Genomic DNA, 15259 nt, shown 5'->3' with positions numbered 1-15259 from the left:
GGGGGGGGGGGGGGGGGGCGCGGGGGCGGGGGGGGGGGGGGGCGCGCCCAGACATTCTCCGCCCCCCCCGCCGCCCACCGCGGCCCGGCTCGCGCCCCCGCCCCCGCCCCCCCCCCACCGCCGCTGCCCATGCCCGGGCCACCCGCGTCAGAACATCGTCGGCGGAATGCCGCTTGGTGACTCTGATCCGCGTCCACCTCAGCGCGTCGAGATCCTCGGAGCGGACGATGTCGTGGGCGAATTGCACGGGGTCTTTTCGATGATGATCCCCGTCGTACTCGGCGGCGAGCTTGAGTTCTTCCCACCCCATGTCCAGGTAGTACTGCCGACGTCCGTCGGCGCTCGTCACCGGAATCTGGGTGGCCGGCCGTGGGTATCCGGCGCGAATCAACAACAACCGCAACCAGGTTTCCTTCGGCGACTCGGCACCGGGGTCGTAGAGGTCCAGTGCCTCGATGAGTTGCCGCATTCCGCGAGCGCCCCGGTGTCTTTTTGAGGCGAAGGCCACGACATCTTCGGCGCGAAACCGTGTCGCGTTGCCGAGTGCATCCAGCCGCGCGACCGCATCATCGAGCGGGCCACGCCTGCCGAGATCAAATGCCGTCCGCAGCAACGAGGTGAAAGGCAGCCCCCGCCACACGATCACTTCATCGTCATCGACCTTTCCTTTCAACGTGACGATGCCACGTGGCGGCCGCCGGTTGGACCAGATCAATTCGATCGGATGCGTGTCGTCGACGTACTCCGCACCGTGCAGCGCAGCTGCGGAAAGCCCCGCTATCACTCCTTGTCGATGCGACCACAACCAGGCCGCGGTCGCGCGCTCATGCATCGTCATCGCGCGGCCACGATCGGTGTACACATCGGGGAACACCGCCACGAAAGGCCCACGGGGATTTCGCAATTCATGTTTGCGCACCATGCCGGCCGCGACGGCCTCGCTACCGAGGAAGGGGGTGTGCATTGCCCCACCCTTGCGCACTGAACCCAACCGTGGGTCGCTTGGTTGTGCAATTGGGGATGAAACGCGCGCTGGGGACAACCCCGTCGTCGCCGAACGTGCATTCAGATCGCTATTTCGCGTGATTTCACGATCTGAGTGCACCGTCGGCGCAAGACACGCAAAAGAAAAAGGCGCCCGCAATCGCGGACGCCTTTCTCGGGGCAGGGCTGCTAGTCGTTGTTGAAGTACGACAGCAACCGCAGGATCTCGATGTACAGCCAGACCAGGGTGACGGTCAGACCCAGGGCGATGCCCCAGGCGGCCTTCTCCGGAGCACCGGCGCGGATCATCTGGTCGGCGGCGTCAAAGTCGATCAGGAAGCTGAACGCGGCCAGGCCGATGCACAGCAGCGAAAAGCCGATGGCCAGCGGTCCGCCGTCGGTCAGCGGGGCGTTGCCGGTGAAGATCGCGAACAGGATGTTGACCAGGGCCAACGCGACGACACCGAACAGGCCGGCGACGATCATCCGGGTCAGCTTGGGCGTCACGCGGATGGCGCCGGTCTTGTAGACGACGAGCATGCCGAAGAACACGCCGAACGTGGCCACCACGGCCTGGAAGATCATCGCGGGCCCGCCGCTGGAGACCAGGTTGGCGAACAGGAACGACGCCGAGCCGACGAACAGGCCTTCGAACGCCGCGTACGACAACACGATGGCCGGGTTGTCCTGCTTGCGACCGAACGTCGCGATCAGGACGAGGACCAGGCCACCGATCGAGCCGATGAAGAACGTCGGCATCATCAGCGCGATATTGGCCGAGACCAGGAAGTACGAGACGATGCCGACCAGCGACACGATGGCCAGCGAAACGCCGGTCTTCGTGACGACGTCGTCGATCGTCAGCGGACGAGAAACGCCGGCCTGCGGCTGCTGCAGGTACTCCTGTGCGTAGGGCTGCGCCTGCACCTGCTGTGCACCGAAGCCGGCGGCTCCGGTACCGAATTGTGCGTATCCGCCCTGCGTCTTCGGCAGGCTGCGGAATACCGGGTTGCTGGTTTCGCGCACCGTCGGGTTCCTCTCCTATGAGATGTTCGATTACGAACTACTTGGCTCAACGATCGATGTTCCGGCTAGGTTCCCGTCGAGGACTATCAACTCTCAGGAAACTTCCAGGTTCGATCTTGGGGCAAACCCTACCCGTAGCACGCCATCGGTGGGAGGGCGAACTAGATTGCAACTCGTGACAGAAAACGAGGACGTCCTAGTAAGTGTCCGCAGCGGCGTCGGCATCCTCACGCTGAACCGCCCCAAGGCGATCAACTCGCTCACCGAACCCATGGTCGCGGCCATTTCCGAGGCGCTGCACGCCTGGGAGCACGACGACTCCGTTCACACCGTGCTGCTCACCGGCGCCGGTGAACGCGGCCTGTGCGCCGGCGGTGACGTGGTCGCGCTGTACCACAGCGCCAAGGCGGGCGGCGCCGACGCGCGTCGCTTCTGGTACGACGAGTACCTGCTCAACGCCTACATCGGCAGCTATCCGAAACCCTATGTGGCGTTGATGGACGGCATCGTGATGGGCGGCGGCGTCGGCGTCGCGGCCCACGGCAGCGTCCGGGTGGTCACCGACACCACCAAGATGGCGATGCCCGAGGTCGGCATCGGCTTCATCCCCGACGTCGGCGGCACCTATCTGTTGTCCCGGGCACCGGGCGCCCTCGGCCTGCACGCCGCGCTCACCGGTGCGCCGTTCACCGGTGCCGACGCGATCGCCATGGGCTTCGCCGACCACTATGTGCCCCACGATCAACTGGCCGCGTTCACCGAGGCCCTCATCGACGAGGGCGTGCAGAAAGCCCTGGCCGCCTACGCCTCAGAACCGCCGGCCAGCCCGCTGGTGCAACAGCGCGACTGGATCGACGCGTGCTATGCCGGTGAGACCGTGGCCGACATCCTCGCCGCGCTGGCCGGCCACGGCACCGCCGCCGACAACGCCGCCACCTTGATCGCCACCCGCTCCCCCGTGTCCCTGGCAGTCACATTGGAAGCTGTGCGCCGCGCCGCCAAGCTCGAGACACTGGAAGACGTGCTGCGCCAGGAATACCGCACCTCGTGCGCATCCCTGAAGTCCCATGATTTCGTGGAGGGCATCCGGGCGCAGCTCGTCGACAAGGACCGCAATCCGCAGTGGTCCCCGGCCTCGATCGCCGACGTCACCGGTGCCGACGTCGAGGCGTATTTCGTTCCGGCCGAAGCTGAACTGACCTTCCGAGAGGAGAACTGATGAGCGAGTTCGAGACGATCCTGGTGACCCGCACCGACCGGGTCGCCACCATCAAGCTCAACCGGCCCAAGGCGCTCAACGCGCTCAACAGCCAGGTGATGACCGAAGTGACCACGGCCGCAGCCGAACTGGACCGCGATCCCAGCGTCGGCGCGATCATCGTCACCGGCAACGAGAAAGCCTTCGCCGCCGGCGCCGACATCAAGGAAATGGCCGAGCTCTCCTTCGCCGAGGTCTACGAGGCCGACTTCTTCGAGCTGTGGTCGAAGTTCGCCGCCACCCGCACCCCGACGATCGCCGCGGTCGCCGGCTACGCGCTGGGCGGCGGCTGTGAGCTGGCCATGATGTGCGACATCCTGATCGCCGCGGATTCGGCCAAGTTCGGTCAACCCGAGATCAAGCTGGGCGTGCTGCCGGGCATGGGCGGTTCCCAGCGGCTGACCCGGGCCATCGGCAAGGCCAAGGCCATGGATCTGATCCTGACCGGCCGCACCATCGACGCCGCAGAAGCCGAACGCGCCGGCCTGGTTTCGCGTCTGGTGCCCGCGGACTCGTTGATCGACGAGGCCCTGGCCGTGGCGACGACCATCGCCGGAATGTCGTTGTCGGCGTCGCGGATGGCCAAGGAGGCGGTCAACCGTGCCTTCGAGTCCACGCTGGCCGAGGGCCTGCTCTACGAGCGCCGGCTGTTCCACTCGGCGTTTGCCACCGCCGATCAGAAGGAAGGCATGGCGGCGTTCTCCGAGAAGCGCGCCGCGAACTTCACCCATCGCTAAGGTCGACGGGTGACCGACACCGACTCTCCCGCACCGGCTGCCGACACCGTCGTCGAGGCCGACGAGGCACCAGCGGCCAAGCCGGTGTGGTGGCTGCGCCACTACACGTTCTTCGGTACCGCGGTGGGTCTGGTGTTCATCTGGTTGTCGCTGACCCCGTCGCTGTTGCCCCGCGGCCCGTTGTTCCAGGGTCTGGTCAGCGGCGGGGCCGGCGCGATCGGTTACGGCCTCGGTGTTTTCGGGGTGTGGCTGGTGCGCTACATGCGCTCGGCCGAGAGCAGTCCGCGGGCGCCGAAGTGGGCGTGGTTGACGTTGGTCGCCGTGGGGATCGTGGGCCAGGTCCTGATGATCATCTACTTCCACATCTGGCAGGACGAGGTCCGTGATTTCATGGGCGTCCCGCGGCTCGGCTTCTGGGATCACCCGCTGACCGCGGTGCTCTCGATCGTGGTGTTGTTCTTCTTCGTCGAGGTCGGGCAGTTGGTGGGCCGGCTGGTGCGGTTCCTCGATCTGCACCTGGATCGCTTTCTGCCGCCGCGGGTTTCGGCGGTCATCACGGTGTCACTTTTGCTCGCGTTGAGCATCGCCCTGCTCAACGGCGTCGTGGTGCGGTTTGCCATGCATACCATCAACACGACGTTTTCTGCCGTCAACGACGAGACGAGTCCAGATTTCGCCGCCCCCACGTCAGTTCTGCGATCCGGTGGCCCACAGTCCCTGGTCACCTGGGAGTCGTTGGGACATCAGGGCCGCATCTTCGTATCGGCAGGCCCTACGGTCCAACAACTTTCGCAGTTCAACGGCAAACCCGCGATCGAGCCGGTCCGCGCCTACGCGGGCCTGCACTCCGCCGACGGCATCAAGGCCACTGCGGCATTGGCGGCCCGGGAGCTGCAGCGCACCGGTGGCCTGGACCGCGCGGTGGTCGCAGTGGCCACCACCACGGGCACCGGTTGGATCAACGAGGCCGAGGCCTCGGCCCTGGAGTACATGTACAACGGCGACACCGCGATCGTGTCGATGCAGTACTCGTTCCTGCCCAGCTGGTTGTCGTTCCTGGTGGACAAGGAGAACGCGCGGCAGGCCGGCCAGGCGTTGTTCGAGGCGGTCGACGAGTTGGTGCGTGCGATGCCGGAGAACCGACGTCCCAAGCTCGTCGTGTTCGGCGAGAGCCTGGGATCGTTCGGTGGTGAGGCCCCGTTCCTGGCCCTGAACAATCTGGTGGCCCGCACCGACGGTGCGCTGTTTTCCGGCCCGACGTTCCAGAACACCATCTGGACCACGCTGACCCGTGACCGTGATCCCGGGTCACCGCAGTGGCTGCCGATCTTCGACGACGGGGAGAACGCCCGCTTCGTGGCCAGGCCGGAGAACCTGGACCGGCCCGACGCCGCATGGGGCCATCCGCGTGCGGTCTATCTGCAGCACGCCTCCGACCCCATTGCGTGGTGGAGCACCGATTTGCTGTTCGCCAAACCGGATTGGTTGCGTGAACCCCGTGGGTACGACGTGTCCCCGCGCATGGAGTGGATCCCGGTGGTGACGTTCCTGCAGGTGTCGGCGGACATGGCGGTGGCCGTCGACGTGCCCGACGGGCATGGCCACGTCTACGTCAAGGACGTGGCCAATGCCTGGGCGGCCATCCTGCAGCCACCGGGGTGGACACCGGAGAAGACCGAGAAGTTGCGCCCCATGCTGCACAGCGGCGAAAACGGCTGAGCCGCCCGCCTTTACACGTGACCAGCAGCCACCAGCGCGTGGTAACCGCCGACCACATCGGTGGACCGGTGCAGGCCGAGATCCAGGAGTGCGGCCGCGGCCAGGCTTGAGGTGTAGCCCTCCGAGCACAGGATCACCCAGTAGACGTCGTCGTCGACCGCCTGCGGGATGCGGGCGTCACTGGTCGGGTCGCAGCGCCACTCCAGCACGTTGCGCTCGATGATCAACGCGCCGGGCACCGAACCTTCGGCGGCCCGCTGGGCGGCCGGACGGATGTCGACGAGCACCGCGCCGGCATCCAACGCGTCGGGCAGGTCGGCGGCAGGCAATCGGTGCAGGCGGGCGCGCGCCCGGGCCAGCACGTCGTCGATGCGGCTCATCTCTGTCACTCCGGCGCGTCGGTGAGCTCGGTGCGGTTGCGGCGCAACGTGTTCTGCGACGTCACCTCGTAGTAGGACATCGCGGTCAGCGGCGGCGAGTACGCATGCACGCTGACCGTGGGCGCGCCAACCGTGACCGGCCCCGGCGCTCTCACCACGTCGTGGACCCAGCCCAGCGGGAACGCGGCCTGGTCCCCGGCCGCAAGCCGGCGGTGCCGTAACAGCTCACCGTCCCAACGGGTTTCGGCGAGCTCACCGGAGACCACGGTGAGCGCCCCCAGGGAGCCGCCGTGGTCGTGCAGCTCGGTCGACTTGTCGGGCACCCAGCTGATCAACCAGACCTCGACCTCGTCGTCACCGGACAGCCGGGTGTACCACCGGTCGTCTCGGGGCAGCTTGCGCAGGAACCGGTCGTAGCGGCCGGACAACACGTCGTCGGCGGCGCGGTCGGTGATGTGCAACAGATCGGGCAGACGCAGCCGGGTCGGGGCGGAGACGGCAGGAACAGACGTGAGGGTGGACAGCATCGGAAGAACTCCAGGGATGACGACGGAACAGGTCGGACGGGCGCGCTAGCGAGCCCGACAACACTCCTGGAATCCGGTCCCTTGGGTCACGGCGGCCAGTGTTGCATAGATTGGCCCCATGCGCAGTTACAGGTGGACCTCACGCGTGACCGCCGGAGCCGTTGTGGCCGCCGGCCTGGGCTTGCTCGTCGGATGCTCGACACAAGCCGACAAAGAGCACCCGACGGAATCCACGACGCCGTCCCCGCAGGCCACCACGACCACCGAAGCGCCGACGCCGACGGCAAAGCCGGGTGAGGTGGCGGTGTCCCCGGGCGGGGTCACCACTGCCGTCGGCGCCGACGCGCAGTCCACGGAAGAGGAGTACTTCCAGGCCTGTCATGCCGCGAAGGTGTGGATGGAGGCCAAGGGCGGCGACCTCAAGGCCCAGATCGAGCCGTATCTGGCGAGCGTGCAGGCACCGGACGCGGTGCCGGGACCCGGCACCTACAACGTGGCCTGGTCCGAGCTCGAGCCCGCGCGCCAGGCCGCCGTCATCGTGGCCGCGCAGGCGGCAGCCGACGAGCTCTGCAGCTAGTTCGAATCACGTTGCGGTAAATCCCCGTCCCGCGCTGCCACCCAGGCGCGGCCACGTTCGACCGCGATGTCCAGCGCACCGAAGATGCGGTCGGTTGCGGGCACGATGCCGTCGTCGCCCAGCAGGTCATCGAGGCCACCGCGTCGCAGCACCTCGGCGGTGCCCGGGTTGACCCCGGCGATCATCAGCCTGCCGTGGTTGGCCGACAACTGCCCGGCCCACCGGCGCAGCGCTTTGATCGTCACCGACGACGGCACGTCGGGCAGCGCCCGCAGACTGAGCACGACGACGGCGTTCTGCGTGCCCTCGGTGCGCGGCCAGGTTTCGTCGATGCGGGCCACCTCGGCGAACAGGCCCACCCCGGCGTAGTGCAGCACGGTGACGTCGTCGCTGGCGCACCGCTGCGGCACCGGGCCTTCCTGCCAGCCGCCGTCGGGCGACGGCGTCAGCGCCACCAATTGGGCGGTCTCGGCCGCCTTGGCGCAGTAGAGCACCAGGGAGGTGATCACACCGATCAGGATCGCGGTGTGCAGCGGCAGCTGCGTGGTGGCCGCGAACGTCACCAACATGGCCAGCGCCGAGAGCGGCGCGACCCGCAGCACCAGCTTGATGTCGGGCAACCGGCCGACCACCAGCTCGGCACCGATCACCAGGATCAGCCCGCCGATCACCGCCATCGGGATGATCTCGGCGGCCGAGCCGGCCACCAGCACCAACACCGCCAGCCACAACCCGGCGAAGATGCCGGCCCACCTCGTCTGCGCACCGGCCGAGGTGGCGACCCCGGTGCGTGACAGCGAGCCGCCGGCGGGCAACGCGCCGAACATCCCGCCCGCCACATTGGCCGCACCCTGGGCCAGGAAATCGCCGTTCATGTTGGTGCGGCTGCCGTCCGGGTTGGGTACCGCCGCCGAGATCCCGGCGGCCTGGGCCAGCGCGACGAGTGCCACCGCGACACCGCCGACGATCAGCTCGGGCATGGCGGCGAAGTTCGGAACCGTCACCGGCGGAAGCGCATTCGCGATCGAGGCGATGTCGCCGACGGTTTCGACGTCGACGTGCGCGACGGCCACCACCGCAGTGACCACGACGAGCGCCAGCAGGGTCGCAAACGATTCCAGCGGTTTGACGAAGCGAAATACCGCCCACACCGCCACGGTTCCCAAGGCGACCGCCACCGTCTCCGGATGCCACCGGCCGATGTGCGCGAACGAGTCGATGAACTTGCCAATCGTGTTGCCGCTGTCGGGTTTATAGCCCGTGGCGTCTCCGAGTACGCCGGCGATGATCTGCAGGGCGATACCGGTGGAGAAACCGGTCATCACGGCGTTGGAGACGAAGTTCATGATCGAGCCGAACCGCAGCAGACCGAATACCAGCATCACCACACCGACGACAACGGCCAGAGCGGCGACGTTGGCCGGATCCTGTGGATCCAGCCCGGCTTCTTTGAGGACGCTGCGTGACGTCAGCGCGATGGCACTCGTCAACGTCGTCACCATCAGCACCGTGCGGGCGAACAGTGACCCGATGATGCCGGGGACGACGCCGGCGTAGATACCGGTGACCGGGTTGAAGCCGCCGATGCTGGCGTACGCCATGCCCTCCGGGATCGAGAACAGGCCTGTCACCAGCCCGGCGATCACATCGCGAAGCTTGGGACGGCCCAGTTTTCGGGCGAGCGTCGGCGCAGCCACGCATCAACCCTGTCATGAACGCGCTCGTCGAGGCCGCTACTTCGGCGCCTGATCCACAATGGAACGCATGCGTGTTGCTTTGGCCCTCGGCAGTGGTGGCGCCCGCGGCTACGCGCACATCGGGGTGATCGACGAACTTCAGGCCCGGGGATACGAGATCGTCGGGGTGTCCGGCTCCTCGATGGGCGCGCTGGTCGGTGGCCTGCATGGTGCGGGCAAGCTCGACGATTTCGCCGACTGGGCCAAATCGCTGACACAGCGGGCAGTGCTGCGGTTGTTGGATCCCTCGATCACCGCGGCCGGCATCCTGCGTGCCGAGAAGATCCTCGACGCGGTGCGCGACATCCTCGGTGACGTCGCCATCGAGGAGCTGCCGATCCCCTACACCGCAGTTGCGACGGATCTGATCGCCGGTAAATCGGTGTGGTTGCAACGCGGCCCGGTGGATGCCGCGATCCGCGCGTCGATCGCCATCCCCGGCGTCATCGCGCCGCACGTGCTCGACGGCCGACTGCTCGCCGACGGCGGCATCCTCGACCCGCTGCCCATGGCGCCGATCGCCGCGGTCAACGCCGATCTCACCATCGCCGTCAGCCTGGCCGGCAGTGAGTCGGGTGGTCGCGAGATGCCGAAAGAACCCGAGACCAAGGATGTCGAGGCCCGCCCCACCGCGGAATGGCTGAACCGGTTGTTGCGCAGCACAACTGCGTTGTTCGGGAGCAGTGGCGACCACGAGGGCGACGAGGCCGACCCTGACGACGCGGACAGCCCGGATGAAGCCGACAGTCAGCTCGTCGACAGCGCGAAGGAAGTGCCGGTACCCAAGTTGGGCAACTTCGAGGTGATGAACCGGACCATCGACATCGCCCAGGCCGCGCTCGCCCGGCACACGTTGGCGGCGCATCCGCCCGATCTGCTCATCGAGGTGCCGCGGACGGCGTGCCGGAGCCTGGATTTCCACCGCGCGGCCGAGGTGATCGACGTGGGCCGGGTGCTGGCCGCGCAGGCGCTCGACGCTCGCGACGACGCCGAGCCCGCGCTACCCGAGTAGGAACGCCGCGACCTCGGCGGCCACGCGGCGGCCCTGGGCCCGCCCGGCCTGCGCCGAGGGCACGCGGCAGGCAGGATCCAGCGGGTTCTTGCCGAATGCGGCCAGGGCGTCGTCGTCGGCGAAGATCCCGAGTGAGCGTCCGGCGAAGCCGTCGACCTCTTCGGCCGCACCGGTCCCGAACGGCGAGGGTGTCGAGCGGCCTTGGGGCACGAGCGCCACCGCGGTGTCGCAGTCGGCGGCCAGCACCATGTTGACCGCACTGCCGATGCCGCCGTCCATGAAGCGACGGCCACCGATCGTCACGACCGGCCACACCCCGGGCACCGCGCAGCTCGCGGCGACGGCGTCGACCAGCGACACCCCGGAATCCCGGTCCAGCGTCACCAGCTCACCGGTGTCGATGTCAATGGCGGAGATCCGTAGCACCCGGTCGGGCCACTCGTGTGCGGGCAGGCGCGCTTCGATGACCTTGCGGCGCACCGCCGGCTCCACCGTGGCGGTGTTGGCTGCCACGGCCCCGATGCCTTGGAGTTTCTGGGCCTTGGTGGTGTTGGGGGTCAGCATCGCCTTGACGAACAGGTCGGTGACGTTGTCGATGCTCACGCCGGGGTCGAGTTCGGCGGATTCGGCACCGATCTGACGCTCGAACAGTTCGCTCAAACTCAGCCCGCTGCTGAGCTGCGCCGAGACCGTCGACCCCGCCGACGTGCCCACCAGCACGTCGGAGGAGAGCAGGGCGTGGGCCGTTTCGGGCGACTCGTCGGCGATACCGTGCAGGATCCCGGTTTCCCAGGCGATTCCCGCGATACCACCGCCGGCGAGCACCAGAGCACGTTTGGAGGTCACGGACGTCGAGTGTGCCAGGGCCCCGGTTTCACGGGTGCTGCGACGCCGCGGCCGTGGCCGACAGGTCCTCGATGCGCAGCAGGTGTCGCGGCGGATCCGGCAGCGCCACCCGCCGGTCGATCCGCAGACCGGCGTCGACGTGCACCAGCTCGCCGGGGGCGATGGGCTGCCAGCCCTCGTCGTCCATCGCCTCGGTGGCGAAGACCACCGACGCTTGGGACGTCAGGTGCTCGGACTCGGCCCGGATCCGCGGGGTGCGCAGCGCCAGCCGTTCGTCGGGATCTCTGCGGTCGAGCAGGTAGAGCTCGTGAGTGTCCGGGTAGCGCAACGCCCACATGTCGGTGGCAGTACTGAGCAGCAGGTTGACGGCATAGATCGGCACGGTGTCGGCCAGCCACGCGATGGCGTCGACGATGCCCGCACCCACGTCGCCGTCACGCGCCCGGACGGCGGCGGTGATGAGCGCGAACACCCGCTCGGAGTCGGTCTGGCCTTGGACCAGGGCCGCCACGCCCAGTTCGCGCAACCGCTCGTCGAGCACATCGAGGCCTTCGACCACGCCGTTGTGCGCGAAGATCCGGCCGTCCTGCAGGAACGGGTGGGTGTTCACCGCGTCAAGCGCGCCGGTCGAGGCATACCGAACGTGCGCGATGAACGTCGTCGCGGTGACATCGTGTGCCTCCGTGGCGAATTCGCAGTCCTGCCAGGCCGCCACGGGTTCCTTGTGCACCACTGGCCTGCCGTCGGGGCCGAACACGCCGAGCCCGGTCCCGTCGGGGTTCTTCCGACTCTGCTGGGCAAGGTTGTCGGGGGCGTCGAGCAACCAGAAGGTCGCCGAAACCAACCGATCACCTGCATGCAGACCAAACAATCGGCACATGCCCTCAGCCCACCCGGTGAAGTGCCATGATTTCCGATAGTAGCCGGGTAAACGAAGGGAACGCCATGACTTCTGATCTTGGGCCCACGATGCGGGCCGAGCGTTTCTACGCCGACACCAAACAGGTTGTGGTGGAAGATGTTCCGATTCCCGAACCAGGCTCCGGCGAGGTACTGGTCAAGGTGGCGTTCTGCGGGATCTGCCATTCCGATCTGAGCCTGATCAACGGGACGTTCCCGGCGCAGGCCCCGGTGGTGACACAGGGGCATGAGGCGTCGGGCACCATCGCCAAGCTCGGCCCCGACGTCACCGGGTGGGCCGAAGGCGACCGGGTGATCGTCGCGGCGGGCCGGCCCTGCATGGAATGCCCCAACTGCCGGCGCGGCGACATCGCCAACTGTTTGCGAATCCAGTTGATGGCCTTCGCCTATGACGGTGCTTGGGCCGAATACACGCTGGCGCAGGCGGTCGGGCTGACCCGTGTGCCCGACAATGTGCCGCTGGAGCAGGCCGCGATCCTCGCCGACGCGGTGTCGACGCCGTACGGCGCGGTGGTGCGTACCGGCAAAGTCGGCATCGGTGAATCGGTCGGGGTGTGGGGTCTGGGCGGGGTCGGCACCCACATCGTGCAGCTGGCCCGGTTGGTCGGTGCGGTGCCGGTGGTGGCCGTCGACATCAAACCCGAGGTGCTCGATCGTGCACTGGAGTTGGGGGCCGATTACGCCTTCCTCGCCGACGACGAGCATCTGGGCGAGAAGATCGCCGAGGTCACCGGGGGCCGCGGGCTCGATGTGGCGTTCGATGCGGTCGGCTTGAAGTCGACGTTCGAACAGGCGCTGGATCATCTGACGGTCGGCGGTCGACTGGTGGCGGTCGGGATGAGCGCGCAAGAGCCGACGATCGGTCCGACCTCGATGTTCGGGCTCACCCAGAAGCAGGTGCTCGGCCATCTGGGCTACCAGAACGTCGACATCTCCACGCTGGCGACGCTCGTGTCCCTGGGCCGGCTGGATCTGTCCCGTTCGATCACCGAGATCGTGTCGTTGGAAGACGTCGCGGTCGGTATCGACAAGCTGGAACGCCAAGAGGGCAATCCGATTCGAATCCTCGTGCGGCCCTGAGGGTTACCGCAGACTCGGCGCGGCCTTCCCACTGATCAGCGGCAGGTCGGGATAGGCCACCACACCGGGAGGCGCCGCGCACACCGCGGGCACGGAGTTGACGCAGTGCGCGGCCGTCGCGACGACCCCGGCCTCCGGGCCCTCCTCGCCGGCCTCGGACTGGAAGCCCTTGATGATGACGGTGAAGTCCGGGTTGCCGCGGACCTCCATCTCGTAACGTTGCCCGGCCGGGCCGAAAGTCCATGCGGGGTCCAGGTTTTCCTCGCCCATCAGCCAGTTCACCGTGACCCGCACGACGGGTTCGCCGTCGACGAGCGCCTCCCAGTGGAACTTTCGGCCGGCGACCTGGCCGGGTTCGATCACGCCGATCGGCGAGTCGATGGGCGCGGTGGCCACCGCGATCTCCTGGGTCGCCCGGATCCGCGGGTCGATCTCGAACCCGATGTGGTCGACGACCATCTTGACTGCCTGGATGAAGCCGCCGTCGAGCATCTTCTGCATGGGCCCGCTCAATGCGGTGTCGGGCGTGCCGCCGAAACCCATGACGTGGCGCACCACATCGGGTGCGTCATAGGTGCGTAGGTCGGAAAACTCTTCGGCCCGGACGAAGTTCACCCCGGTGGCCATCGCGGAGAACACCAGCGGAAACTTCTCGCTGATCCCGCCCGGTGCGATGCCGGTGCCGTGCAGTGTGGCGTTGCCTTCCAGGGCGGCTTCCCGCATCGGCGCGGCCTGCTTCGCACTGGGGTACAGCCAGCCGACGGGCGTGACCACGTTCTTGCCCGAGCGCAGCAGGGCCGCCACCTCGTCCGGGTTGGGGATCAGCGGCGCGTAGATGACCGCGTCGGCGTCCAGCGCCAGGATGTCGTCGACGCTGGAGGTGGCGGTGACGCCGAGCGGCTCGGTGCCGATGATTTCACCGACGTCCTTGCCGTTCTTGGCCTCGGAATGCACCCAGCAGCCGACCAGCTCCAGGTCAGGATGTTCGAGCACGCCCTTGATCGCGGCGACGCCGACGCCACCGGTAGCCCACTGCACGACTTTGAGCACGACACACCTTTCCCGAGACCCATCCAGAACTAGAACGTGTTCCAACTATCTCTACACGACAGAAACGGTGATCTGTATGTTTCTCGACATGGCTAACAAAGTTTTCGTCGTCGGGGTCGGTATGACGAAGTTCGAGAAGCCCGGCCGACGGGAAGGTTGGGATTACCCGGACATGGCCCGGGAGTCGGGCACCAAGGCGCTCGAAGATGCCGGCATCTCCTATGACCAGGTGCAGCAGGGTTACGTCGGATACTGCTCGGGGGATTCCACCTCGGGTCAGCGCGCGCTGTACGAGCTGGGCATGACGGGCATCCCGATCGTCAACGTCAACAACAACTGTTCCACCGGATCGACCGCGCTTTACCTTGCCGCACAGGCGATTCGCGGCGGTCTGGCCGACTGCACGATCGCGCTGGGTTTCGAGAAGATGCAGCCCGGCTCACTCGGGGGCGGGGCGCAGGACCGCGAGTCCCCGCTCGGAAAGCACGTCAAGGCACTGGCCGAGATCGATGAGTTCGCCTTCCCGGTCGCGCCGTGGATGTTCGGCGCGGCCGGCCGCGAACACATGAAGAAGTACGGCACCACCGCCGAGCACTTTGCCAAGATCGGCTACAAGAACCACAAGCATTCGGTGAACAACCCGTACGCGCAATTCCAGGACGAGTACACCCTCGATGACATCCTGGCCGCCAAGATGATCTCCGATCCGCTGACCAAGCTGCAGTGCTCCCCCACCTCCGATGGCTCGGGTGCGGCGATCGTGGCCAGCGAGGCGTTCGTCGACAAGCACGGACTGGCGTCTCAGGCCGTCGAGATCGTCGGGCAGTCAATGACCACCGACTTCGCCTCCACCTTCGACGGCAGTGCCGCCAACATCATCGGCTACGACATGAATGTGCAAGCCGCCCAGCAGGTTTACGCCCAGTCCGGCCTCGGCCCCGAAGACTTCCAGGTCATCGAGCTGCACGACTGCTTCTCCGCCAACGAACTGCTGCTGTACGAAGCGCTGGGTCTGTGCGGCGAGGGCGAGGCGCCGCGGCTGATCGACGACAACGACACCACCTACGGCGGTCGCTGGGTGGTCAACCCGTCGGGCGGGCTGATCTCCAAGGGCCACCCGCTGGGTGCGACGGGCCTGGCCCAGTGCGCCGAGTTGACCTGGCAGCTGCGTGGCACCGCCGACAAGCGTCAGGTCGAGGGCGTCAACGCGGCGCTGCAGCACAACATCGGCCTCGGCGGTGCGGCCGTCGTGACGGCCTACCAGCGCGCCGAGCGGTAACATTTCCTCCGCGAGCAGACGCAAACCCCGATCGTTTCGGCCGTGAAGCATACGGGTTTCCTCTGCTCGGCGGGGAAACTAGAGCGTGATCACCTCGTAGGCACCGTCGGCGTGGCGGGGGCCGCAG

The 15259-nt window shown here is 67.3% G+C and carries 15 protein-coding genes; 7 read left to right on the top strand and 8 right to left on the bottom strand.

The features are described from left to right. The coding region (locus tag A5733_RS08705; RefSeq protein ID WP_076239832.1) for a hypothetical protein at positions 1–964 on the bottom strand (964 nt) is incomplete at its 3' end. 209 nt (positions 965–1173) lie between these two features. Continuing rightward, the gene (locus A5733_RS08700; RefSeq protein ID WP_067771496.1) at positions 1174–2010 is read right to left on the bottom strand and encodes a Bax inhibitor-1/YccA family protein; all 837 of its coding nucleotides are present in this window, start codon (positions 2008–2010) and stop codon (positions 1174–1176) included. A gap of 175 nt (positions 2011–2185) precedes the next feature. Here A5733_RS08700 and A5733_RS08695 point away from each other — a divergent pair, with 175 nt between their 5' ends. From A5733_RS08695 to A5733_RS08685, 3 genes are read left to right on the top strand one after another with little or no spacing between them, the layout of a single operon-like run. Continuing rightward, positions 2186–3229: an enoyl-CoA hydratase/isomerase family protein gene (locus tag A5733_RS08695; protein ID WP_076239831.1), complete on the top strand. Its 1044-nt coding sequence runs from the start codon at positions 2186–2188 to the stop codon at positions 3227–3229. Continuing rightward, positions 3229–4005: an enoyl-CoA hydratase gene (locus tag A5733_RS08690; protein ID WP_076239830.1), complete on the top strand. Its 777-nt coding sequence runs from the start codon at positions 3229–3231 to the stop codon at positions 4003–4005. Before A5733_RS08695 ends, A5733_RS08690 begins: the two co-directional genes overlap by 1 nt. A gap of 9 nt (positions 4006–4014) precedes the next feature. Beyond that, positions 4015–5724 (top strand): alpha/beta-hydrolase family protein, encoded by a 1710-nt coding sequence (locus A5733_RS08685; protein ID WP_067771502.1) that lies wholly within the window; start codon positions 4015–4017, stop codon positions 5722–5724. A gap of 11 nt (positions 5725–5735) precedes the next feature. On the opposite strand, the gene A5733_RS08680 is transcribed toward A5733_RS08685, so the two are convergent. Together A5733_RS08680 and A5733_RS08675 are read right to left on the bottom strand one after the other, a co-directional pair. After that, positions 5736–6104 carry a rhodanese-like domain-containing protein gene (locus tag A5733_RS08680; RefSeq protein WP_067771505.1) on the bottom strand — a complete coding sequence of 123 codons (369 nt, stop codon included), beginning with the start codon at positions 6102–6104 and terminating at the stop codon, positions 5736–5738. A gap of 5 nt (positions 6105–6109) precedes the next feature. Further along, positions 6110–6631, bottom strand: a complete 522-nt coding sequence (locus A5733_RS08675; RefSeq protein ID WP_067771506.1) for a cysteine dioxygenase family protein — start codon at positions 6629–6631, stop codon at positions 6110–6112. A gap of 118 nt (positions 6632–6749) precedes the next feature. Between A5733_RS08675 and lpqV the strand changes: the two genes are divergently transcribed. After that, complete coding sequence (lpqV, locus tag A5733_RS08670; RefSeq protein ID WP_076239829.1) at positions 6750–7208, top strand: lipoprotein LpqV; 459 nt, start codon at positions 6750–6752, stop codon at positions 7206–7208. Here lpqV and A5733_RS08665 read toward each other — a convergent pair. Further along, on the bottom strand, positions 7205–8905 hold the full coding sequence (locus tag A5733_RS08665; RefSeq protein ID WP_067771512.1) for a SulP family inorganic anion transporter: 1701 nt from the start codon (positions 8903–8905) through the stop codon (positions 7205–7207). The two genes, lpqV and A5733_RS08665, sit on opposite strands and share 4 nt — an antisense overlap. 58 nt (positions 8906–8963) lie before the next feature. On the opposite strand from A5733_RS08665, the gene A5733_RS08660 reads away from it, so the two are divergent. Beyond that, entirely contained in the window at positions 8964–9956 is a 993-nt protein-coding gene (locus A5733_RS08660) for a patatin-like phospholipase family protein (protein ID WP_076239828.1), read from the top strand. Here the strand turns inward: A5733_RS08660 and A5733_RS08655 are convergent. After that, positions 9945–10802, bottom strand: a complete 858-nt coding sequence (locus A5733_RS08655; RefSeq protein ID WP_076239827.1) for a patatin-like phospholipase family protein — start codon at positions 10800–10802, stop codon at positions 9945–9947. The two genes, A5733_RS08660 and A5733_RS08655, sit on opposite strands and share 12 nt — an antisense overlap. Before the next feature lie 28 nt (positions 10803–10830). After that, on the bottom strand, positions 10831–11682 hold the full coding sequence (locus A5733_RS08650; protein ID WP_076239826.1) for a class II glutamine amidotransferase: 852 nt from the start codon (positions 11680–11682) through the stop codon (positions 10831–10833). Between the two features lie 65 nt (positions 11683–11747). Here A5733_RS08650 and A5733_RS08645 point away from each other — a divergent pair, with 65 nt between their 5' ends. After that, entirely contained in the window at positions 11748–12803 is a 1056-nt protein-coding gene (locus A5733_RS08645) for a zinc-binding dehydrogenase (protein WP_076239825.1), read from the top strand. Positions 12804–12806: 3 nt separating this feature from the next. Here the strand turns inward: A5733_RS08645 and A5733_RS08640 are convergent, their stop codons facing one another. Continuing rightward, positions 12807–13853 carry a dihydrodipicolinate reductase gene (locus tag A5733_RS08640; protein ID WP_233152653.1) on the bottom strand — a complete coding sequence of 349 codons (1047 nt, stop codon included), beginning with the start codon at positions 13851–13853 and terminating at the stop codon, positions 12807–12809. 88 nt (positions 13854–13941) lie between these two features. Here A5733_RS08640 and A5733_RS08635 point away from each other — a divergent pair, with 88 nt between their 5' ends. After that, the gene (locus tag A5733_RS08635; RefSeq protein WP_076239833.1) at positions 13942–15132 is read left to right on the top strand and encodes a lipid-transfer protein; all 1191 of its coding nucleotides are present in this window, start codon (positions 13942–13944) and stop codon (positions 15130–15132) included. The last annotated feature ends 127 nt before the right edge of the window (positions 15133–15259 follow it).

Origin of the sequence: Mycobacterium sp. NS-7484 (assembly GCF_001953975.1) — a bacterium.
Classification (GTDB): domain Bacteria; phylum Actinomycetota; class Actinomycetes; order Mycobacteriales; family Mycobacteriaceae; genus Mycobacterium.
Note: the sequence above shows the minus strand (reverse complement) of the source record. Positions and strands in the feature narration are given on the sequence as shown.

What these genes read in the sequence shown, in the direction of transcription:
- A5733_RS08675 (WP_067771506.1), bottom strand. Translation starts at nt 6,631, where the DNA reads ATGCTGTCCACCCTCACGTCTGTTCCTGCCGTCTCCGCCCCGACCCGG.
- A5733_RS08690 (WP_076239830.1), top strand. Translation starts at nt 3,229, where the DNA reads ATGAGCGAGTTCGAGACGATCCTGGTGACCCGCACCGACCGGGTCGCC.
- A5733_RS08680 (WP_067771505.1), bottom strand. Translation starts at nt 6,104, where the DNA reads ATGAGCCGCATCGACGACGTGCTGGCCCGGGCGCGCGCCCGCCTGCAC.
- A5733_RS08635 (WP_076239833.1), top strand. Translation starts at nt 13,942, where the DNA reads ATGGCTAACAAAGTTTTCGTCGTCGGGGTCGGTATGACGAAGTTCGAG.
- A5733_RS08650 (WP_076239826.1), bottom strand. Translation starts at nt 11,682, where the DNA reads ATGTGCCGATTGTTTGGTCTGCATGCAGGTGATCGGTTGGTTTCGGCG.
- A5733_RS08645 (WP_076239825.1), top strand. Translation starts at nt 11,748, where the DNA reads ATGACTTCTGATCTTGGGCCCACGATGCGGGCCGAGCGTTTCTACGCC.
- A5733_RS08660 (WP_076239828.1), top strand. Translation starts at nt 8,964, where the DNA reads ATGGAACGCATGCGTGTTGCTTTGGCCCTCGGCAGTGGTGGCGCCCGC.
- lpqV (WP_076239829.1), top strand. Translation starts at nt 6,750, where the DNA reads ATGCGCAGTTACAGGTGGACCTCACGCGTGACCGCCGGAGCCGTTGTG.